Below are 20,392 nucleotides of genomic sequence, written 5' to 3' on the forward strand. Positions count from 1 at the left end.
ATGATCCTGGCCCACCTCGTCCTCAACGCCGGCTCGTCGAGCCTGAAGTTTCAGGTCTTCGGAGCGGACGACTTCGAGGCTGGCGCGGCCGGCGGCCCGCACCGCCTCTACCGCGGCCGGGTCGAGGGCCTAGGCGGCACGCCGCGCTTCATCGTGCGCGATCGCGACGGCGCACTTGTGGCCGACGAGCGGCCCGACGGTCACGCCTTCGGTCACGAGGCGGCGCTCCTCCACGTCGCGGCGTGGCTGCGCGCCCATCGCGGCGGCCACCGCCTCGCCGCGGTCGGGCACCGGGTCGTGCATGGCGGCATCGCCTACGACGCACCGGTTCAGGTGGATGACGCGGTGGTGCGGGCGCTGGAGCGGCTCGTGCCGCTGGCACCCCTGCACCAGCCGCACAACCTGGAGCCGATCCGCATCGTGCGGCGGCGTTTTCCCGATCTGCCGCAGGTCGCCTGCTTCGACACAGCCTTCCACCGCGGCCAGCCGGAAGTCGCCCAGCTCTTCGCGCTGCCGGCCGAGGTCACGGCGCGCGGGGTGCGCCGCTACGGCTTCCACGGCCTGTCCTACGCCTTCATCGCCTCGGCCCTGCCCAAGCACGCGCCCGCCCTCGCGGAGGGCCGCACAGTCGTGGCCCATCTCGGCAGCGGCGCCAGCCTCTGCGCCCTCCATCGCGGGTGCAGCGTCGCCACCACGATGGGTTTTTCCGCCCTCGACGGGCTGCCGATGGGAACGCGCTGCGGTAGCCTCGATGCCGGCGTGGTGTTCTTCCTGCTGCGGGAGATGCGCCTCGAACCCGACGAGGCGGAGCGGATGCTCTACACCCGCTCGGGGCTGCTCGGGGTCTCCGGCCTCTCGAACGACATGCGCACCTTGCGCGCCCACGCCGCCACCGACAGCGGCGCGCGCGAGGCGATCAACCTCTTCGTCTACCGCATCGGCCGCGAGCTCGGCTCGCTCGTCGCCGCGCTCGGCGGCATCGACGGCCTCGTCTTCACCGGGGGCATCGGCGAGAACGACGCCGCGACCCGGGCCGAGGTGCTGCGGGGCGCCGCCTGGGCCGGCTTCCGGCTCGACGAGGCGAAGAACGATGCGGGCGGCCCGCTGATCACGCGAGGCCCCGGCCCGCAGGCCTTCGTCATCCCCACCGACGAGGAGGCGATGATCGCGCGCGGGATGCGCGCGGTGCTCGCGCCGGCATCGCGGCCGGCGGCGTGAAGAAGGGAGACTTGAGCGATGGAAGCCCAGACGACGCAACCAGCCGCCAACCTCGGCAACGAGCCCTTCATGTCGGCCGACGACCTCGACGCCTACTCGGCCCGCGTGAAGGCGGCGAAGGCCATGAAGGAGGTCGAAGGGCAGGACCGTGCCGGCAAGGCGCGCGAGGCGCTCGTCAAAGAGCTCGCCGAGCCGGTCGAACTCACGCCCGAGAAGGTGCACGAGATCACCCAGATGCTCCTGCACCGGCTCCGCATCGCCGCCGAGCAGGGCAAGAAGGAGCTCCTGGTGATGCGCTTCCCCAACCTGATGTGCACCGACAAGGGGCGGGCGATCAACAATGCGGAGCCGGGCTGGCCCGCGACCCTGACCGGCCGGCCGCGCCAGGCCTACGAGTTCTGGCACGAACGCCTGCACCCGGCCGGCTACGGCCTGCGGGCGATGATCGTCGACTGGCCGGACGGCATGCCGGGCGATGTCGGCCTGTTCCTCACCTGGGAGACCACGCGCCACTGAGCGCCGGAGCGAGGGAGACGACCATGGCCGAGATCCGGACCACCCGCCCCGACGCAGCCGGAGCGCCGCCCTCCCTGTTCGCGGTCCAGGCCCGCCTGGCCGAGATCTACCGCGAGCGCTGCGCCGCGGCGGTCCAGGGCTGCGTCGATGCTTCATTGGCGGCCAACCGCGCCTGGGCCGAGGCGCTGAAGCCCGCCACGCCGGCGCAAAGCCTCAGTGACACGGTGACCTACTGGGCCGACTTCGCCCAGCGCTCGCTCCTGTTCTGGGACACGATGCGCCGGCGCGGCAACGACTGGCTGGCGCACGAGGCGGCCGGCAAGCCGCCGCTCCTCGCCTTCAAGTGGGAGATCGTCGCCGACGCGCGCGGTTACGAGCGGCCGGCGAACTACGCGCTCGCCCGCATCCTGCCGCCGGACGGCGTCGCGATCGATCCGGACAAGCGCGCCTACGTCATCATCGACCCGCGGGCCGGGCACGGGCCGGGGATCGGCGGCTTCAAGCTCGATTCCGAGGTCGGCATGGCGCTGTCCGCCGGCCACCCGGTCTACGTGGTGATCTTCTACCCCGAGCCGGTCCCGGGCCAAACGCTTGCCGATGTCGCCCAGGCCGAGGCCGCCTTCCTGCGCCTCGTGGGCGAGCGCCACCCGACCCGCGGCCGGCCGGTGATCGTCGGCAATTGCCAGGGTGGCTGGGCCGCGATGCTGGTCGGGGCGCTTGATCCCGAGCATGCCGGCCCGCTGGTGATCAACGGCGCGCCGATGTCGTACTGGGCCGGCAACGACGCCGAGAACCCGATGCGCTACGCCGGCGGGCTGCTCGGCGGGTCGTGGCCGGCGCTGCTGGCGAGCGATCTCGGCGGCGGCGTCTTCGACGGCGCCTACCTCGTCGAGAACTTCGAATACCTGAATCCGGCCAACACCCATTTCGGCAAGGCCTACGGGCTGTTCTCGAAGATCGACACCGAGCCGGCGCGCTTCCTCGAGTTCGAGCGCTGGTGGGGCGGCTACTACCTGATGAACCGCGAGGAGATCGCCTGGATCGTCGACAACCTGTTCGTCGGCAACCGGCTCGCCGCCGGCCGCGCCGAATGGGAAGAGGGCAAGGCCTTCGACCTCCGGGCGATCCGCTCGCCGATCATCCTATTCGCCTCGCTCGGCGACAACATCACGCCGCCGCAGCAGGCCTTCAACTGGGTCGCCGACCTCTATCCAACCACCGCCGACCTCAAGGCCAACGGGCAGGTCATCGTCGGGCTGATGCACGAGAGCGTCGGCCATCTCGGCATCTTCGTCTCCGGCAGCGTGGCGCGGCGCGAGCACGCCCAGATCGTCGACCTCCTCGACTACATCGAGCACCTGCCGCCCGGCCTCTACGGCATGAAGGTCGAGGAGACGGAAGACGAGACCGGTCCGGCTTACGACGTGGTGCTGCGCGAACTCGAGGTCGAGGACCTGCAGCGGCTGCAGAAATACGCCCGCAAGGACGAGGTGCCGTTCGAGGCGGTGCGCCGGGTGTCGGAGCTGAACGCCGCCGCCTACGAGACCTTCGTGCACCCGGTCGTGAGCGCGTGGGTGCCGCGCGAGGCCGGCGCGGCGCTCAGGGCGCTGCACCCGCTGCGGGTGCGGCGCTGGGCGCTGTCCGACCTCAACCCGGCGCTCTCCGCCCTCGCGCCGTGGGCCGACCTCGCACGGGCCCACCGCGTGCGCCGCGACGAGGCCGGGCCCTGGGCGGCGGCCGAGCGCAGGAGCGCCGCCGGGATCACCGCGGCCTGGGACTTCTACCGGCAAATGCGCGACGCGTCGGCCGAGAACCTGTTCTACGCCACCTACGCGAGCTTGAGCACGGTGCTGCCCCGCGCCGAGGAACCGGCCGCCGCGACCGAGGGCACGCCGGCGCTACGCGAGGCGATGGCCCGCATCGACGAGGGCGGCTTCACCGATGCGGCCGTCCGAGCGTGCCTGCTGATGGCCCGCCTCGGCCCGAAGGAGCGGCGGCTGTCGACCTTCAAGCGCATCCGCGAGCTCGTCGGCCGCGACGTCGGCCTGCTCGCCATGTCGGCGAGCGACGCGGCCCGGGTGGTGCGCCGGCAGGCGGCGATCGTCGAGCACGCGCCCGACGCCGCGATGGCATCCCTGCCCGACCTCGTGCGGAAAGCGGAGGAGCGCCGCCGCCTCCTCGACGTCGTCGATCGCTTGGGCAACCGCCTCGGCCTGGGGCCGGAGCAGCGCGCCTTGCTGCCGCGGTTCCGCGATCTCCTCGGCCTCGCCCCCGCGGGCATCTCGGCGGAGTCCGGCGTGCCCCGGCAGAAAGCCGGCTGAGCGAGGACGGCTGCATCGCGAGGGTGACCGGACATGTCACGACCCCGGACCGGGGAGCCAGGAGCCGACGCGCAACGGAGACGAGAGCCATGACGCAGATCCCCGACGGCAACGCGCTGGCCGGCAAGCACGCCCTGGTGCTCGGCGTCGCCAACGCGCACTCGATCGCCTATGGCTGCGCCCGGGTCTTCCGGCGGCTCGGGGCCGAGATCGCCCTGACCTACCTCAATGAGAAGGCGAAGCCCTTCGTCGAGCCCCTGGCGCGCGAGCTCGACGCGCCGATCCTCGCGCCCTGCGACGTGCAGACACCGGGCGACCTCGAGGGGGTGTTCGAGCGGATCGGCGAGACCTGGGGCCGGCTCGACATCGCGCTCCACTCGATCGCCTTCGCGCCCCGGGCCGACCTGCAGGGCCGCCTCGTCGACAGCTCGGCCGAGGGGTTCGGGGTGGCGATGGATGTCTCCTGCCACTCCTTCATCCGCATGGCGCGGCTCGCCGCACCGCTGATGACCGAGGGCGGCACGCTCCTGACCATGAGCTATCACGGCGCTGCCAAGGTGGTGCCGAACTACAACCTGATGGGACCGGTCAAGGCCGCGCTCGAATGCGCCGTGCGCTACCTCGCCTACGAGCTCGGCGACCGCGACATCCGTGTCCACGCCGTATCGCCGGGCCCCCTCAAGACTCGCGCCGCCTCGGGTCTCAAGGATTTCGACCTGCTGCTCAACGAGGCGGTCGCACGCGCGCCGATCGGCGAGCTCGTCGACATCGACGATGTCGGGCTGACCGCCGCCTACCTGACCACGCCCTACGCCGCACGGCTCACCGGCACGACGCTCTACGTCGATGGCGGCCTGAGCATCATGGCGTGAGGAGCGCGCCATGGCCCTGCTCTTCGCCGAACTCGTCGCGCCCGAGCGCCTGATGTTCTCGGGTGAGGTCCGCTCAGTGCTCCTGCCCGCCGCCGAGGGCGACATGACGGTGCTGCCCGGCCACGTGCCCCTCGTCACCGCTCTGCTCGCCGGGGTCGTCTTCGCCACCGACGCCACCGGCACCGGCCGCCGGGCCTTCATCAGCGGCGGCCTCGCCGAGGTGACGGGGGAACGGGTCACGATCCTGGCCGAGCGGGTGACGCCGATGGAGGAGCTGAACGGCGACCGGCTCGACCAGGAGATCGCCGAGCTGCGCCTGGAGCAGGACAGTACGGGGGACTTCGAGCGCCGCGCCCGCTGCGAGGCGGCGATCCGGCGCCTGGAGGAGGTCAAAGCGAGCCTGGAGTTGTGAGGCGGGCAGGGGCCGGCCGGCCGCAGGCCTGCCCGGGAAAACGTTCGAAGCAAGAAATAGCGCGGGTTCCCCTCTCCCCGCGGGCGGGGAGAGGGCCGAGCCCTCGTTCAGAGGGCGCGGCAAGCCCGCAGGGCGAGGGTGAGGGGTGTTTCCGGAGGAGCCTCACGCGTCGAGACCCCCTCACCCTCGCTCCGGCTTCGCCTCCGCTTCCTTCGCCCCCGACCAGGGGGGCTCAGGCCTCTCCCCGCGGGCGGGGAGAGGGGATTTCCACTCTTCGCCTTCCCCCGGTCAGCTCTGGGCCGTCGCGGGACCAAGGTCCGGCCCGATCCGCCCTCAATACAGCTCCGGCACGAAGCGCCGGTTGCGCAGCGTGTCGTCGTAGGCGTCCTTCTTGCTGCGCTTAGGGAGTTCCACCGGCTCGACCTCGCGCTCCTCGTAGGGGATCAGGTGGAGCAGGTGCGCGATGCAGTTCAGGCGCGCCCTGCGCTTGTCGTCGGAGCGCACCACGTGCCAGGGCAGGTCCTCGGTGTCGGTCGCCGCCAGCATCGCGTCGCGGGCGCGCGAGTACGCGTACCAGCGCCGGTAGGACTCGACGTCCATCGGGCTGAGCTTCCACTGCCGCAAGGGATCGTGGATGCGGGCCTCGAAGCGCCGGCGCTGCTCCTGCCGGCCGACCTCGAGCCAGAACTTGACCAGCCTTATGCCGCTGCCGGTGACGACCCGCTCGAATTGCGGGCACAGGGTAAAGAAGCGCTGCCGCTCGGCCTCGCTGCAGAAGCCCATCACCGTCTCGACTCCGGCGCGGTTGTACCAGGAGCGGTCGAAGATCACGACCTCGCCGGCGGCCGGGAAATGCGCGAGGTAGCGCTGCAGGTAGAGCTGGGTCTTCTCCCGGTCGGAGGGCGCGGGCAGGGCCACGACCCGGAACACCCGCGGGCTCAGCCGTTCGGTGATCGCCCTGATGGTCCCGCCCTTGCCCGCCGCGTCGCGACCCTCGAACACCACGATAATCCGTGCGCCGGTCTCCCGCACCCAGGTCTGGAGGTGGCTGAGCTGCACCCGGAGCTTGTGCAGCTCGCGCTCATAGGCCTTGCGCTTGAGCCGTCCGCCGCCGGCAACCGGCTCGGCTTCGTCGTCGCGGGCCTCGGCCAGCAATCCCTGGTCGGTCTCGTCCATGGCGGGTCCCTCCCTACTCCGCCGGCAGGTGCCCCGGGGCCCCGGCGGGCGCATCGGGCGGCGGGGCCGGATGCGCCGCGGCCTTCTTGCCCCCCATCAGGCGCCAGGCCCGCTCGCGCAGGCCCTGGAACACGACGTAGAGCGGCGGGATCACGAAGATGCCGAGGAACGAGGCGGCGATCATGCCGCCGAAGACCGGCGTGCCGACGTCGCGCCGCGCAAGCTGCGAGGCGCCGGTGGCGATGACGAGCGGCAGGAGCCCGAGGATGAACGCGAAGGAGGTCATCATCACCGGGCGGAAGCGCAGCCGGGCGCCCTCAGTCGCCGCCTCGCGCAAGGGCACGCCCTTTTCCCGCTGCTCCTTGGCGAACTCGACGATCAGGATGCCGTTCTTAGCCGCCAGGCCGATCAGCACCACCATGCCGATCTGGGCGTAGAGGTCGAGGGTGAGCCCGCCCCAGACCATCGCCGCGTAGGCGCCGACGATGCCGACCGTGACCGAGAGCAGCACCGGCACCGGAATCGTCCAGCTCTCGTAGAGCGCGACCAGGAACAGGAAGGCGAACAGCACCGCGAAGGCGAGGATGATCGCGGTCTTGCCCTCCGCCCGCTTCTCCTGAAAGGCGGTGTCGGTCCACTCGCCGCCGAAGCCCGCCGGCAGGGTGCGGGCGGCGACCGACTCCATCGCCGCGAGCGCCTGCCCGGAGGAGACGCCCGGCGCCGGCCCGCCCTGCACGGTGACGGCGCGCAGGTTGTTGTAGCGGATGAGTGCAGGCGGTCCGACCACGATCCGCACCTCGGCGAGCGAGCGCAGCGGCACCATCCCGCCGTCCTTGTTGCGCACGTTGATGCGGTAGATGTCGTCGATCCGCCGGCGGTCGTCGGCCTCGGCCTGAACCTGGACCTGCCAGGTGCGGCCGAACAGGTTGATGTCGTTGACGTAGTAGCCGCCCAGCGAGGCCTGCAGCGCCTGGAACACGGCGTCGAGCGAGACGCCGAGGATCTGGACCTTGTTGCGGTCGATGTCGAGGAAGACCGAGGGGTTGGTCGCCGAGAAGGTGCTGAACACCCGGTTCAGCTTCGGCTCCTGGTTCGCCGCTACGACGAGGCCGCGCAGCACCTGAGCGAGCTCCTTCGGGTCGCCGCCGCGCAGATCCTCGAGCACGTAGGCGAAGCCGCCGCCGGTGCCGAGCCCGATGATCGGCGGCGGCGCGATCGGCACGACGGTCCCCCCGGGGATCGCGCGGAAGCGCTGGCCGAGCCGCGCGATCAGTGCCGCCGCGCCATCGCCCGCGCCTTTCCGCTCCTCGAACGGCTTCAGCGTCACCACCATGAAAGCGGCGCTGCTCTGCGAGTAGTTGTCGATGAAGTTGAGGCCGACCACCGTGGTGGCGTCGGCGACCGCGTGCTCCTCGCGCAGGATCGCCTCGGCTTGTGCCGCGACCTCCGAGGTCCGCCCGACCGCCGCGCCTTCCGGCAGCTGCACCACGACGAAGAACGCGCCCTGATCGTCTTCGGGTAGGAAGCCCGTCGGGGTGATTTTTGCGAGCTCCACCGTGCCCCAGGCGGCGGCGAGCGACAGCACGAGCCCGACGATAGACAGGCGCACGATGCGGGCGACCGCCGCGCCGTAGCCGTCGCGCACGGCGTCGATGGAGCGCATGACAAGACCCATGACGCCCCGCCGCGGCCCGTGATGGGGGCGCAGCAGCACGCCGCAGAGCGCCGGCGAGAGCGTGAGCGCGTTGATGGCGGACAGGAACATCGAGACCGCGACCGCCACGGCGAACTGGCGAAACAGCTCGCCCGAGATGCCCGGCACGAAGGCGACCGGTACGAAGACCGAGAGCAGCACCAGGGTGATGGCGATGATCGGCGCGGTGATCTCCGCCATGGCGCGCTTCGTCGCCTCGCGGGGCGAGAGCTCCGGGTGCTCCTCCATCACCCGCTCGACGTTCTCGACCACCACGATGGCGTCGTCGACGACGATGCCGATGGCCAGCACCATGGCGAGGAGCGAGACCGAGTTCGCAGAGTAGCCGACGGCCTTCAGCGCGATGAAGGTGCCGATCAGGCTCACCGGCACGGCGAGTGTCGGGATCAGCGTCGCGCGCAGGCTGCCCAGGAACAGGAACACCACGACGACGACGAGTACGAAGGCCTCGACCAGGGTCTTCTGCACCTCGTGCACGGTCTCAGTGATGAAGGCCGTGGGGTCGTAAGTGACCTTCCAGGCCAGCCCCTCGGGGAAGGAGGGGCTGAGCGCCTCGACCCGGGCCTTGACCTCTTTGAGCGTCGCGATCGCGTTGGCGCCGGGCGACTGGTAGATCGCGATCACGGTCGCCGGGCTGCCGTTGAGCCGCGTCTCGCGGTCGAGGCTCGCCGCGCCGAGCTCGATCCGGGCGACGTCGCCGAGGCGCAGCAGCGAGCCGTCTGGGTTGGTGCGCAGGACGATGTTGCGGAACTGCTCGGGCGAGGTGAGCCGCCCTTGGGTCTGGATGCTGAGCTGGAGCTGCTGCTCGTCGGAGACCGGGCGCGCGCCGATGCGGCCGACCGGGGCCTGAACGTTCTGCGCCTTGATCGCCCCGATGACGTCGCCGGCGGTGAGGTCGAGCCCGGTGAGCTGGTCGGTCCGCACCCAGGCCCGCATGGCGTAGTCCTGCGGCCCCCACAACGTCGCGTCGCCGACGCCCGGCGTGCTCTTGATCCGGTCGAGCAGGTTGATGGTGACGTAGTTCGAGATGAACAACGGGTCCTGCGCGCCCTTCGGCGAGTAGACCGCGAGCACGCCGAGCAGCGCCGAGGACTTCTTCTTGACCGTGACGCCCTGCTTGCGCACGTCCTCGGGGAGCTTCGCCAGCGCGATCTGGACCCGGTTGTTGACGTTGACGGCGTTGATGTCGGGGTCGGTGCCGAGCTCGAACGAGGCGGTGAGCGTGTAGCTGCCGTCGTTGCCGCTGACGCTCTTCATGTAGATCATCTTGTCGACGCCGACGACCTGCGACTCGATCGGCTGCGCGACGGTCGATTCGACGACGTCGGCCGAGGCGCCCGGATAGGTCGTGGTCACCGAGACCTGGGGCGGCACGATGTCGGGATACTGCGCCACCGGGATGGTGAGGAGCGCCAGCGCCCCGGCGATCGCCGTCACGATGGCGATGACGATCGCGAGGCGCGGGCGGTCGACGAAGATGGCCGAGAGCATCGGATCACGTCCTGCCGGCGGCGGGCGACGCCGGGACCGCCCGGACCGCGAGGCCGGGCCGCACCCGCTGCAGCCCGTCGACGATGACGAGCTCACCCCCTTGAGGCCGCTCTCGATCACCGCCTCGGTGCCGCCGGCACCGGAGGCCGGCGTCACGCGCCGGGTCACCGCCCGGTCGTTCTCGACCACGAAGACGTAGACGCCGCCCTGGTCGGCGATGAGCGCCCCTTGCGGCACCACCACCTTCTCCTCCGGGGTACCGGTCTGGAGCGCCACCTGCACGAGCTGGCCGTCGCGCAGGGCGCCGGCGGGGTTCGGCATCGCGGCGCGCACCAGCACCGTGTCGGTGGTGCGCTCGACGCTGATGTTGACGAAGTTCACCCGCCCGACCTGGTCGTAGGTCGAGCCGTCGGGGAAGCGCAGGCGCACGGCGATCTTGCTGCGGTCGACCGGCGCGCCCCCCTGCTGCACGCGCAGGAACTCGCGCTGGCTCACCGGGAAGGTGACGTAGATCGGGTCCTGGCTGACGATCGTAGTCAGCACGCCGCTGTCGGGCCCGACGACGTTGCCCTTCGTCACGCTGGTACGGCCGATGCGGCCGGCGATCGGGGAGAGGATCTTCGTGTAGCCGAGGTTGATCTGGGCAGTCTTCAGGTTGGCCTCGTCGCCCATCACGGCGCCGCGCGACTGGTCGAGGGCGGCGCGGGCCTGGTCGCGGGCGACCACCGTGCCGGAATTGCGGTCGAGGAGGTCCTGCGCGCGCTGGAGCTGGATCGCCGCGAGGGTCTCGGCGGCGTGGCTGCGCTCCAGCGCCCCCTCCGCCTGGCGCACGGCCGCCTCGAACAGGTCGGGCTCGATCCGGTAGAGAGGCGCGCCCTCCTTCACGATCTCGCCTTCCTTGAACAGGACGGCGTCGAGGTAGCCGGTGACCCGCGCCCGCACCTCGACCCGGCTCACCGCCTCGATGCGGCCGACGAAGTCGAGGGCCTTGTCGAGGGCCTTGCGCTGGGCCGTCACCGTGCCGACCGGCAGGGCCGCCGCCGGGTCCGTCTGCGCGCGATCCGTCTGGGCTTCGGCGGCGGAGAGCGGCCAAGCGAGGCCGAGGAGGAGGAGCATCCCGGGCTTGCGGACCATGATCGTTCCTCGGAGCGGACGATGTCGGACACCCTTGCGGTTCGCCATCCTTGCAGGTCGCGGCCCCCCGGCTTGATCGGATGGGACAACCTCAACCGATCACCCGCCGCGCGGGCCGGGCGGCGCCTCGGGACCGGCGCCGGACAGGACGAGGGCGCGCAGGCGATCACGGCCGATGAGGCGCCCGAGCTCTCGCCAGGTGAAGTACGGCACGAGCGCGACGGCCATGATGACTGTCACGGCCGCCAGACCACGCAGGCCGCCGCCGCCGATCATCGGCAGGCTCCCGGCGAGGGACCGCCCCTTGACCAGGCCGATCAGGGTCTCCTCGAGTGCGTAGGCGCAAACGAGGAGCAAAGCGAAACCGCAGGCCCGCGCCGCAATCCGCACGAGGGGCGAGCGCCGCGCGGGACGCCGTGCCGCCACGCCCTCCGCCACCAGCATGACCTTGGCGAGGATCCAGGAGTTGACGAGGGCGAAGCCGTAGAAATGGTAGCCGATCCCGTGCCGCGAGAGCACGACCGTCTCGTGCAGCACCAGCACACCGAAGACGACAACCAGATAGGCGAAGATCGCGGCGATCCGCGCAACCTCCTCGCGCAGGCGCCGCCCGAGCCGTGCAGGGCGGCCCGCGGCGGCCGGCACGGCGGGGCCGGATCCGAAGGGCGGCGCTTCGAGGGGTGCGTGCGGCATGCCGCTCTCCCGGATCATTCGCCGCGTGGTCCCGCGACCGGCGCGTGCGTCGCCTCGACCGCCTTACCGCCAGCCCCGGCGGCCACCGCCGAAGCGTCCGCCATATCGCCCGCCGCCGTAATGGCCGACGCGGTGCCCGTAGCCCCGGCCGACATAGCCGCGCCGGCCGTAAACCCGGCCGCCGTAGACGCCGCCGCGATAGGCGTACGCGCCTCCCCGATAGACGCCGCGATAGGCATACGGCGCGCCGTAATTCGGTCGGCAATAGCCGGCCGGGCCGCGGTGGAAGCCGACGCCGCAGCCCTGGATCGCGAGGGCCGGAACGACGCCGAGACCGACGAGCGTGCCGAGAAGGGCTGCCGCCGTCGAAAGGACGAGACGTTTCATGAGGTCCACTTCCGCTTCATGAGGTCGGTTCCCGCCCGCATCCGTCCGGATGCGTGACGGACATCGATCGGGCTCGCGCTGGCGGATCCCTCGCGCCGGCCCGGCCATCAGGGCCGGACCATCCACCGGAAGGCGCGGGGGATGCGCGTGCGCTCGCCGCCGCCGACGCGAAGGTGGTGCTGGAACAGCCGCCCCAGCGAGTAGGCAGCCTGGTGGTACTCCGCCGCACATTGCCCGGCGCGGGTCTGCGGGAGCGCGCCGCTCTCGACGAGGTCGCCGAAGGTCCGGCGGTCGGCGCCGTAGGCGAGGCACAGCAGGTTGTAGAGGCGCTGGAGGGCGAGGCCGTGATCGTCCGCGAGCAGCACCTCTTCCACGCTCTCCTCGGAGGCGTGGCTGCGAAGCAGGTGGGCGATGCCCTCGACCGCGCCCCGCGCCTGGGCGGGCGGCAGTTCGAGGAGGACGAGCGCCGCGAACTGATCCGCGGCGTCCTCCTCCCGACCCAGCAGCGGCACGTCGAGGATGTCGAACAGGGCGTGCCCGACCTCGTGCAGGAAGACTTGCGCGATCGGGCCGACGATCGCGTCGCGCCGCGACACGCCCGCATGCGACGGCTCGGCGGGAGCCCGGGCCTGCACGTCGAGGACATAGGCGTAACAGACAGTGACCGTCCGGCTCCGGCTCTCGTACCACGCGTCGGCCGCGCCGCCGCAGGCCGACAGCCGCAGCGTGAGCGGATGCGGCAGGCGCACGCCGCCGATCGCCGTCCGCAGGCCTTCCAGCACCCGGCGCCGCTTAAGTTCCCGGTGGATCGCGACGTCCGTCGCCAGGATCGGAGGATCGTAGGCGACACGGATCGGCGCGTCTCGGGGCGAGGCGTCTCGGCGTGTTGCCGCTCCCGCCGGCGTGAGCGCAGCCAGGAAAGCCGCGAGGCCGAGGAGGCAACGCATCGCGTGGTCTCCGGAAATCGTAAGGCGTCGCCGGCGCGCGCAGCCCGGTGGGTGGAGCCCGGCTCGCACGGCAACGCCTCGCTCCGCGCCGTTCCGAGCCGCCGGGATCCGCTTGATATCGCCATCGGCCGGGTCCGGCGCTGAACGAGGTGCGGGAGCCCCATGCCGATAGAATCGGCCCGTGTCCCACCCGGTCGGCGGCTGGCATTCGACCGGGTTCGGGAGAGGTCGCTGTTCGAACGCATCATCGTTCCCGCTATCCGGCGTCCTGTGCTGCCTCGTCGCGTCCACCCCCGGCGCTGCGCCCCTGCTTCGCCGGGTACACACAGTCATCCATCACCGGCGGAAGTGTCAGCCTCGGCGCAGAATGATCGCTCCCGCGCCCGCCGCTTGATCGAACACGACATCGGCCGCGGCTCCCGACGGCATTCGGGAGGTTGGCCCCATCGCGCCCGCCATTCCGCCGGAGGCGATGTGAGCCGGTCGAGACAGGGCTTGGGTCCGCACCGCCCCGCGGCGATGATGCGCGGCATGACGATCGGCGCGTCTGGCGCTTCGGTGCCGCAAGCGGACGGTGACGGCGCTCAGGTGCGCTGATGCGGGTGCGGGAGTCCGTGCCGGGCGTGTCCGCCCTGCCAATCGAGCCGCGACCGGACCGAACCGGGTGCCTCGTTCCTGCTCCGACCTGGAGGGATTTGCTCACTTGGGACGATGCAATTCGCGCAAGATATTTATGGGTACCATCTATTGTCTTTATAATATGATATATAACACACTTAACCTTGATTTATTATTTGCTATTAGCTTCGCTGTTCATCCACGCGGATCGGGCGGGCCAGATGCGGAGGCGAAACCATGTCTTCCATGGTACGGACGGTCCGGACGGCGCTGCGTGACGTCGACGACCATCCCGCTGGCCCGATCCCGTTCGGCGATCGTACCGGCCCGTCATCGATCCCCGCCGGGTTCATCGGCGCTCACGCTTTGCAAGCGCTCCGCGATGTCCTGGACGACGTGGGAGCGAGGTTCGAGGACGTCTTTTGGAATGCCTCCGATCTGCGCCTGTCGCAGGCGGCGGAGGCAATTTCATTCTCGACCTTCGGCCGCCTGCTGGAAACGGCGGCCAAGCGGACCGGATGCGGCCATCTCGGCCTTCTCGTTGGACAGCGCACGACACTGGCGTCGCTCGGCCTGCTCGGCACGCTGGTGCGGCATTCGCGGACGGTCGCCGACGCCCTCCGGGCGATCGAGGCACATTACGACCTGCTGAGCCGTGGCGCGATGATCGAGCTGTCGGTCGAGGGCGCCGTCGCGACCGTGACTTATGCGCCGTACGACCCGGACGCCGTCGGTGTTCCTCACCAGTGCGAACGCGCCGTCGGCGCGATGACCGGCATCATGCGGTCGCTGTGCGGCTCCGACTGGTGCCCGGAGGAGGTGTGGCTGCCACGGCTCGCACCGGTCAACCCGTCGCCCTACACGGGCTACTTCCGAGCCCCGGTCCGGTTCTCCCAGGAGGTCGCGGCCCTGGTGTTCCCAGCCCGTATCCTGAGGCGGCCGGTCGACGATGCCGACCCAGCCGTCCGGGACGCCGCGGAGCAGGATCTGCGGCGCACCGCGGCCGTGACTCCTCTGGGCCTGTGCGACGAGGTGCGGCGATGCGTACGCTCCCGGGCGATCCGGGTGCGCGTCGACAAGGGGCAGGTCGCGCAGGCCCTGGCACTCCATCAGCGCACCCTGTGCCGACGCCTGCGCGCGGAGGGAGCGACGTTCCGCTCGATCACGAACGAGACGCGCCTCGGCATCGCCAGGCAGCTGCTGGCCGACACCACGATGAGCCTCGCGGAGATCTCGGCGGTGCTGGAATTCTCCGAGCCGGCTGCCTTCACGCATGCGTTTCGACGATGGACCGGCATGACGCCGAGCGCTTGGCGCAAGGAACGACAGGCCGGGTCGGCCGGCTGACGCCATGCCGCTCGATGCGCAAGACCGAGGTGGCCGCTACGTCAGGGAGAAGCCGTGATGCGAACCCCGTGCTCCGCTCTCGCCTTTGGGTTTGGCGCCGCTCTCGCCGTTTCGGGGGCGAGGGCGGCGGTTTCGGATTACCAGGGCGCCTGGGTGCTCAGCGGACACGATTGCCAGGACGTCTACGCCTCCGCGGGCAAGAAGGCCGCCTTCAAGAAGCCGCTCGACATGTTCGCTCCCGCCTTCATCATCTCGGGCAGGCGGCTCACGACCCCCGCGGCCTCGTGCCAGATCCGATCGGCCCGCCCAGCCGGCGACCGCGAGCTCCTCCATCTCGATTGCGCCAATGCCGTCGCGGCCAATGAGGTGCGTGTCCTGCTGGCGGCGTCACCGCCCGATGGTCTCAAGCGGTACTACGGCGAGCACGATCCGACGGGGGTCGACTACCGGCGCTGCTCACGATAGCGCTTGCCTCCTTTCAAGTCAGTTCGAATACGACTTCCTGCTTGGCCAGAGCTCTGGAAGGGGACGTATCATGATGCTGGACGTCTGCTGGTCTTCCGTAAGCGGACACATCCTGCGCGCTCTGTGAAGGACAGCTTTGGGTCACGAGTTCGCGTTAACGCGCCTGTGCAGTAGGATGAGGGCCGCGAGCGACGTGCGCAGGTAACTAACTGGAAAGGTTGCGCACCCAGTGGCTCCGAGCTTGCTCAGGACGAAGATGCCGATGAACTTGCAGGCGAGATCGGCGCACTTCGTCACGAGGGCGAAGAGCGGGCCGCGGTCGTTGCGCTGATCTGGCTGCAGAGGTGGCGCGCAGGCCCGAGCTGTGGACAAACCTGCGACCGTGGCGGTCTCCGTGAAGCGCCGCTGACAGCGCCACAGTGCGGCGATCAGCCGGACCGGCCCCGAGCCGGTTCGGGATCGCCGTGACGTCCGCCGCGTGGGTAGGCGGTGCTCCGGGTTGAACCGAGAGTGCCACTCGCCGTGTGCTGAGCCGCGCGGGGAATGTGGCTTCGAACCGGTCGATGTCGGAGAAGGCGGCATCGAGAACTGCCAGGAACCCGGTGAGTTCGATGATGCGTCGCTCGGCCGGGGTGGCTGGGTGACGCGCTCCGGCGTCCGCTCAGGCAGCTCACAGTCGGCGGAAAAGCGGGAGTTCGGGTAATGCTGGATCTCCGTTCCCTCGCACGTCAACATCCTGCATTCGTAACCAGCAGGCGATTGCCTCGACAATATGTCTCTGTTCAGCCGTGGTCAGTTCTCGCTTCAAGGGTATTCTGTGCCATTTGGATAGACAACTCCGGCAACAGGTTGCCGTTGCGTGCTGTGCGATGAAGGCCGGGTGTCCACGAAGAGGCGTCTGCTTTCCATCATTCTTTGGAGCAGCCGGCGCTAGGCGCTGCGCCACGAAATCCTGCGCATGGGCAAGGACGGTTGGCATTCCCTTGTCACTGATATATCGCAGATCAGCCGGCATTAACTTGAAACGCTGCCGAAATGCGGAGCGCTGTAGTTGGTCGAAAACGTCGTTGAGATCCCGCATTTGATTAACAAATCAGCCAGGTTCAATCTACTTGCCTTGCCAGCCGCGAAGGATCATCATCCTACATCCCATCCCGGCCGATCGGAGCTTCGCCGTCCCCGAAACGTGTGATTGCAGCCCGGCGCCACCTTCTTCCCGCACCGCGAGGCCCGGATTGCTTCCGCCGCCGCCGCGACAACCGCCTTGGAGGCTCCTCGGTACTCCTTTAGGCGCGCGGACTGTACGATGCAGGCCGGTACGTGCATCGCTTGCCCGTACTCAGATCAGGCGACGCAGCGCGAGTTCGTTCTTCAGGTAGGCGTAGAAGATCGGCGCCGCGACCAGGCCGGGGATGCCGAACACGGCTTCCATCACCACCATGGCAATTAGCAGCTCCCAAGCCCGCGCATGGATCTGACTACCCATCACACGCGCGTTCACGAAGTACTCGAGCTTGTGGATCGCCACCAGGAAGGCCAGCGAGCCCACCGCCAGCGCGGGCGACACGCTCAGGCTGACCAGCACGATCACGGTGTTGGAGATCAGGTTGCCGATCACCGGCAGCAGGCCCGCGAGGAAGGTGATCACCACCATCGTTTTCGTGAGTGGCAGCGAGATGCCCAACCAGGGCACGACAACGAAGAGGTAGAGAGCGGTGAGCGCGGTGTTCAGGGCGGAGATCCGCACTTGGGCAAACACCACGCTGCGAAAGGCCGCCGCGAACAACCGAATCCGGTCAGTCAGCGCGTGCACGAGGGGAGGGCGCTCATCCATGCCGGTCTCTCGGCTAACCGCGACCATGGCGCCAATCACGAGGCCGAGCACGATGTGGAACAGCGCGTGCCAGACCTCCTGGCCGATGGAACGGAGTTGCCCGGCATGCTCGCGCAGCCAAGCAACGGCTGCGGCCTTGAGCTCGGTCGATTCCTCGGGAATGTACCCGACCAGCCAATCGGGGAGGCGGGAGCGCGCAGTCTCGATCACCTCGGCCATTTTGCGCAGGAGAACGGCCAGGTTCTCCGATCCGCCTGACAGAAGGCCGACGAGGCCCAGGATCGCGGCCGCTACAATCGCGACGATCAGAACGGCGAGAACAGCGACGACGATGATCTTGGCGGTGTGATGGTGCACGAAGGCAGCTGCACTTCGGGGCGCCAGCAGGTGGACGAGTTCGTAGACCAGCAATCCGGCCAAGAGGGCCCCGAGCAGGTGAAAGTGCAGCGTGCCCAGGAGGGCGAGAGCTGCCAGGATCTGGGTGGCTGTTTCCAAGCGACCCGAGTTGCCCCTGGGCGTAGTGGCAGGAGCGGTGTGCTGGGGCGGAAGGGGATCGAGCATGAGCGGGGCTCTGCCTTGCAATTTTCACGGTGGCCCAGAGTACCGTCCTTGTAGCCGTTCCTGACAGCACTCAACCAGACTGCTGAGCGGCTGGGCTCCTCATTCGGCATCCAAACCGGGCACGGGTTTGGATCCCCCCGTCCGGCTGGAGGTCAGTCGTGTGCTGACGCTTGGATTGCGACGTGTGACGCGCCGCCATATCGATGCTGCGGTTGGCAGGCCCCGGCGTGCCATCTCCGCCGGGCTTCGGGCTTCCATGTTCGCGGCATCGCCTCGGAGACACCCGTGACCGGAGGTGAGCGACGTCGAAGTCTCTGCTCAGGCCCGTTCGTCATACAATCCCTGTCGCGACGACCTCCTGGGTCCGGCACCGGTTGACTGCCGGCGAGCTTGAGCGCCTGCTACCGCCACGAGGCGGCGACACTTCGCAGGGCATTCCACCCACGGAGGCTCCCCATGAGCCAGGACGACGACGGCGAGGACTGGCGCTCCCTCAGCACGCGCTCCCACGACCGCATCTCCCTCGCCCGCGCCCTCCGCCGTGCCCGCGAACCCGACCGGGGCCGCACCGCGTCGCGACCCGAGCAGATCCCGGCGCGCGGCTGGGTCGACATCCTGGTGCGGGTGTTCTGGTCGATGCCGCAGGATCGCGTGCTGGCGACCGCGGGTGGCGTCTCCTTCTTTACCCTGTTAGCGGCCTTTCCCGGGATCGCGACCGTCGTTTCGCTCTACGGCCTGCTCTCGGATCCCCGGGCGATCAGCCAGCATCTCACGCTGCTAGCCGGGATCCTGCCTGCGGGCGTATTAGCGTTGCTCACCGACGAGATGACTCGTATCGCCCAGAAGAGCACGAGCGCCCTCAGCTCGGCGTCGGTCGTCAGCTTCCTGATCGCATTCTGGAGCGCAAACTCTGGAGTGCTGTACCTCTTCGACGCACTGAATGTCATCTATAAGGAGCGGGAGAAGCGCACGCTGCTGCAGCTCTACTGCATCTCCCTTCTGTTCACACTCAGCGGTGTGGTTTTCGTGGTAGCTGCCATCGGTATGGTGGTGGTCCTGCCGGTGGTGCTCGGTGACGTCGGGCTCGGTCTGCTCGCCGACACGCTCCTACGAACGGCGCGCTGGCCGCTGCTGCTGATCGTGGTCGGCGCTGGGCTTTCCCTGGTTTACCGCTACGGCCCCAGCCGACGGGAGGCGAAGTGGCGCTGGGTGACCTGGGGCGCCGTCCTGGCGGCGCTGCTGTGGGTCTGCGCCTCCGCGCTGTTCTCCTGGTACGTGTCGAGTTTCGACAGCTACAACCGAACCTACGGGTCACTCGGAGCGGGGGTGGGCTTCATGACCTGGATGTGGCTGTCGGTGGTCATCGTGCTGATCGGCGCGGAGCTGAACTCGGAGCTGAAGCGGCAGACTGCCCGCGACAGCACGGCCGGGCGGGCACGGCCGCTCGGGGCGAGGGACGCTTACGCCGCGGACACCGTTGGCCCCGCTCAGCCCGGGCAGCGCTGACGGCGTTGGTCGAGTGGCGAACGTGGCTCGAAGCGCCAGCCGAGGAGGCGCTTCAGCTGCAGCGCCCCCTGCCGGATGAGATGATGGCCGAGGTCGCTCGGGTCGAGCGGAAGGATGGAGGGTAAGGCGCGGCCCGGGGGTGGCTGGCTGAAACGGGCCTACCCTCAATTCCTGGCTATATCCGCGACCGCCTGGGCGTGACGACCGTCCGGGGGCCGGTGCTGTCGATGCTCAGTCGAGGTCGTGCAGCTTCGCGATCGCTGGCTCAGTTGGTACATCACGGGCCGTCGATCTCCGCCCCAACTGCTGCTCCCGCAGGAAAATGAAGAGGCCGCTGGCAACGATGATGCCGGCACCGGCTATTGTGAGCGGGCCGATCATCTCACCGAAGAAAATGTAGCCGAAGAGCATTCCCCACAGGATCAACGTGTACTGGTACGGCACAACCGTTGTTGCAGGAGCCAACCGAAGGGACTGGTTCACACATAGATTGCCCAGCAGCGATCCGATGCCCAGCAGTAGCATCAGCGCGAAGTCCGTGGGTCCGGTGGAGGTCCACCCATAGGCCAGAACCAGAGCTGCCCCGAAGATCAGGGATGACACGAGTTGGCTCGTCATCAGAACGGTGCCGGGAACTGCCGCCAGCTTGCGCGTGGTGATGAGGAACAGTGCGTAGAAGAAGCTGCCGGCGAGGGCGCAAACTGCCCCCACGGACAACGATCCCGGTGAAGGGTGGAGAGCAAGGGCGACCCCGCAGAAGCCCACCCCAATGGCGGCCCAGCGACGCCAGCCCACATGTTCGCCGAGCAGTAGGGGTGAGAGGGCGGTCACATAGATCGGACCAGCCATGTAGTAGGTCATGACCTCGGCCAGCGGCAGCGTGCTGACGCCCCAGAAAAAGAGCGATGCTTCGAGCGTCGAGAAGCCCGCTCGCTCCAGCTGCAATCCCGGGTGCGGTGCATCACGGAAGCCGCTGAGCCCGACCCGGTGGATGGCTGGCGCCATCACGCACAGGCCGGAGATGCTACGTACGAGCATGAGCTGACCGACCGCGTAGGTGCCGAGCAGCCATTTGCCCATGGTGTCGTTCAAGGCGAAAAACAGCACGCCGAGCAGCATCATCACGATGCCGCCGATGGCGCCCACGGGCACGGCGGCACGCCCCACACTCACAGCCACG

The 20,392-nt window shown here is 69.3% G+C and carries 16 protein-coding genes and 2 pseudogenes; 9 read left to right on the forward strand and 9 right to left on the reverse strand.

The features are described 5' to 3' along the window. The 5 genes from DK412_RS04330 to atpC all read left to right on the forward strand — a co-directional run bounded on the left by DK412_RS04330 (nucleotide 1) and on the right by atpC (nucleotide 5,339). On the forward strand, nucleotides 1-1,218 hold the full coding sequence (locus DK412_RS04330) for an acetate/propionate family kinase (protein ID WP_109970948.1): 1,218 nt from the start codon (nucleotides 1-3) through the stop codon (nucleotides 1,216-1,218). A gap of 18 nt (nucleotides 1,219-1,236) precedes the next feature. Continuing rightward, on the forward strand, nucleotides 1,237-1,734 hold the full coding sequence (locus tag DK412_RS04335; RefSeq protein ID WP_109970949.1) for a hypothetical protein: 498 nt from the start codon (nucleotides 1,237-1,239) through the stop codon (nucleotides 1,732-1,734). A gap of 23 nt (nucleotides 1,735-1,757) precedes the next feature. Further along, nucleotides 1,758-4,055: a DUF3141 domain-containing protein gene (locus DK412_RS04340; RefSeq protein WP_109970950.1), complete on the forward strand. Its 2,298-nt coding sequence runs from the start codon at nucleotides 1,758-1,760 to the stop codon at nucleotides 4,053-4,055. An 89-nt stretch (nucleotides 4,056-4,144) separates the two neighbouring features. Next, entirely contained in the window at nucleotides 4,145-4,927 is a 783-nt protein-coding gene (gene fabI / locus DK412_RS04345; protein ID WP_109970951.1) for an enoyl-ACP reductase FabI, read from the forward strand. A 10-nt stretch (nucleotides 4,928-4,937) separates the two neighbouring features. Then, nucleotides 4,938-5,339: an ATP synthase F1 subunit epsilon gene (gene atpC / locus DK412_RS04350; protein ID WP_109970952.1), complete on the forward strand. Its 402-nt coding sequence runs from the start codon at nucleotides 4,938-4,940 to the stop codon at nucleotides 5,337-5,339. A gap of 333 nt (nucleotides 5,340-5,672) precedes the next feature. On the opposite strand, the gene ppk2 is transcribed toward atpC, so the two are convergent. From ppk2 to DK412_RS04375, 6 genes and pseudogenes are all read right to left on the reverse strand, one after another. Further along, on the reverse strand, nucleotides 5,673-6,515 hold the full coding sequence (gene ppk2 / locus DK412_RS04355; RefSeq protein WP_109970953.1) for a polyphosphate kinase 2: 843 nt from the start codon (nucleotides 6,513-6,515) through the stop codon (nucleotides 5,673-5,675). A gap of 13 nt (nucleotides 6,516-6,528) precedes the next feature. Further along, complete coding sequence (locus DK412_RS04360; RefSeq protein ID WP_204165493.1) at nucleotides 6,529-9,720, reverse strand: multidrug efflux RND transporter permease subunit; 3,192 nt, start codon at nucleotides 9,718-9,720, stop codon at nucleotides 6,529-6,531. A gap of 159 nt (nucleotides 9,721-9,879) precedes the next feature. Further along, nucleotides 9,880-10,902: pseudogene (locus DK412_RS30535) on the reverse strand (efflux RND transporter periplasmic adaptor subunit); the annotation flags it as partial. Nucleotides 10,903-10,953: 51 nt separating this feature from the next. Then, nucleotides 10,954-11,547 (reverse strand): hypothetical protein, encoded by a 594-nt coding sequence (locus DK412_RS04365; RefSeq protein ID WP_109975050.1) that lies wholly within the window; start codon nucleotides 11,545-11,547, stop codon nucleotides 10,954-10,956. Nucleotides 11,548-11,610: 63 nt separating this feature from the next. Continuing rightward, nucleotides 11,611-11,934 carry a hypothetical protein gene (locus DK412_RS04370; protein WP_109975051.1) on the reverse strand — a complete coding sequence of 108 codons (324 nt, stop codon included), beginning with the start codon at nucleotides 11,932-11,934 and terminating at the stop codon, nucleotides 11,611-11,613. 107 nt (nucleotides 11,935-12,041) lie between these two features. Continuing rightward, a complete protein-coding gene (locus DK412_RS04375; RefSeq protein WP_109970955.1) occupies nucleotides 12,042-12,881 on the reverse strand; it encodes a DUF4344 domain-containing metallopeptidase in 840 nt (279 codons plus the stop codon). Between the two features lie 855 nt (nucleotides 12,882-13,736). Between DK412_RS04375 and DK412_RS04380 the strand changes: the two genes are divergently transcribed. Both DK412_RS04380 and DK412_RS04385 read left to right on the forward strand, forming a co-directional pair. Continuing rightward, complete coding sequence (locus tag DK412_RS04380; RefSeq protein ID WP_245447424.1) at nucleotides 13,737-14,846, forward strand: AraC family transcriptional regulator; 1,110 nt, start codon at nucleotides 13,737-13,739, stop codon at nucleotides 14,844-14,846. Nucleotides 14,847-14,903: 57 nt separating this feature from the next. Then, nucleotides 14,904-15,311: a hypothetical protein gene (locus DK412_RS04385; protein WP_109970956.1), complete on the forward strand. Its 408-nt coding sequence runs from the start codon at nucleotides 14,904-14,906 to the stop codon at nucleotides 15,309-15,311. Nucleotides 15,312-15,981: 670 nt separating this feature from the next. On the opposite strand, the gene DK412_RS04390 is transcribed toward DK412_RS04385, so the two are convergent. After that, nucleotides 15,982-16,392: a DUF4186 domain-containing protein gene (locus DK412_RS04390; RefSeq protein ID WP_109970957.1), complete on the reverse strand. Its 411-nt coding sequence runs from the start codon at nucleotides 16,390-16,392 to the stop codon at nucleotides 15,982-15,984. A gap of 258 nt (nucleotides 16,393-16,650) precedes the next feature. Continuing rightward, on the reverse strand, nucleotides 16,651-17,706 hold the full coding sequence (locus DK412_RS04395) for a hypothetical protein (protein ID WP_245447425.1): 1,056 nt from the start codon (nucleotides 17,704-17,706) through the stop codon (nucleotides 16,651-16,653). A gap of 456 nt (nucleotides 17,707-18,162) precedes the next feature. Here DK412_RS04395 and DK412_RS04400 point away from each other — a divergent pair, with 456 nt between their 5' ends. Together DK412_RS04400 and DK412_RS30820 are read left to right on the forward strand one after the other, a co-directional pair. Beyond that, complete coding sequence (locus DK412_RS04400) at nucleotides 18,163-19,212, forward strand: YihY/virulence factor BrkB family protein (RefSeq protein WP_109970958.1); 1,050 nt, start codon at nucleotides 18,163-18,165, stop codon at nucleotides 19,210-19,212. A gap of 11 nt (nucleotides 19,213-19,223) precedes the next feature. Further along, nucleotides 19,224-19,337: pseudogene (locus DK412_RS30820) on the forward strand (SOS response-associated peptidase); the annotation flags it as partial. 106 nt (nucleotides 19,338-19,443) lie between these two features. Here the strand turns inward: DK412_RS30820 and DK412_RS04410 are convergent. Continuing rightward, nucleotides 19,444-20,358: a DMT family transporter gene (locus tag DK412_RS04410; protein WP_245447426.1), complete on the reverse strand. Its 915-nt coding sequence runs from the start codon at nucleotides 20,356-20,358 to the stop codon at nucleotides 19,444-19,446. Between the last annotated feature and the right edge of the window lie 34 nt (nucleotides 20,359-20,392).

Origin of the sequence: Methylobacterium sp. 17Sr1-1 (assembly GCF_003173775.1) — a bacterium.
Lineage (GTDB): Bacteria > Pseudomonadota > Alphaproteobacteria > Rhizobiales > Beijerinckiaceae > Methylobacterium.

Bases quoted from the DNA above. Each gene is read 5' to 3' on its own strand.
- DK412_RS04330 (WP_109970948.1), top strand. From the start codon at position 1: ATGATCCTGGCCCACCTCGTCCTCAACGCCGGCTCGTCGAGCCTGAAG.
- DK412_RS04335 (WP_109970949.1), top strand. From the start codon at position 1,237: ATGGAAGCCCAGACGACGCAACCAGCCGCCAACCTCGGCAACGAGCCC.
- DK412_RS04340 (WP_109970950.1), top strand. From the start codon at position 1,758: ATGGCCGAGATCCGGACCACCCGCCCCGACGCAGCCGGAGCGCCGCCC.
- fabI (WP_109970951.1), top strand. From the start codon at position 4,145: ATGACGCAGATCCCCGACGGCAACGCGCTGGCCGGCAAGCACGCCCTG.
- atpC (WP_109970952.1), top strand. From the start codon at position 4,938: ATGGCCCTGCTCTTCGCCGAACTCGTCGCGCCCGAGCGCCTGATGTTC.
- ppk2 (WP_109970953.1), bottom strand. From the start codon at position 6,515: ATGGACGAGACCGACCAGGGATTGCTGGCCGAGGCCCGCGACGACGAA.
- DK412_RS04360 (WP_204165493.1), bottom strand. From the start codon at position 9,720: ATGCTCTCGGCCATCTTCGTCGACCGCCCGCGCCTCGCGATCGTCATC.
- DK412_RS04365 (WP_109975050.1), bottom strand. From the start codon at position 11,547: ATGCCGCACGCACCCCTCGAAGCGCCGCCCTTCGGATCCGGCCCCGCC.
- DK412_RS04370 (WP_109975051.1), bottom strand. From the start codon at position 11,934: ATGAAACGTCTCGTCCTTTCGACGGCGGCAGCCCTTCTCGGCACGCTC.
- DK412_RS04375 (WP_109970955.1), bottom strand. From the start codon at position 12,881: ATGCGTTGCCTCCTCGGCCTCGCGGCTTTCCTGGCTGCGCTCACGCCG.
- DK412_RS04380 (WP_245447424.1), top strand. From the start codon at position 13,737: ATGTCTTCCATGGTACGGACGGTCCGGACGGCGCTGCGTGACGTCGAC.
- DK412_RS04385 (WP_109970956.1), top strand. From the start codon at position 14,904: ATGCGAACCCCGTGCTCCGCTCTCGCCTTTGGGTTTGGCGCCGCTCTC.
- DK412_RS04390 (WP_109970957.1), bottom strand. From the start codon at position 16,392: ATGCGGGATCTCAACGACGTTTTCGACCAACTACAGCGCTCCGCATTT.
- DK412_RS04395 (WP_245447425.1), bottom strand. From the start codon at position 17,706: ATGCTCGATCCCCTTCCGCCCCAGCACACCGCTCCTGCCACTACGCCC.
- DK412_RS04400 (WP_109970958.1), top strand. From the start codon at position 18,163: ATGAGCCAGGACGACGACGGCGAGGACTGGCGCTCCCTCAGCACGCGC.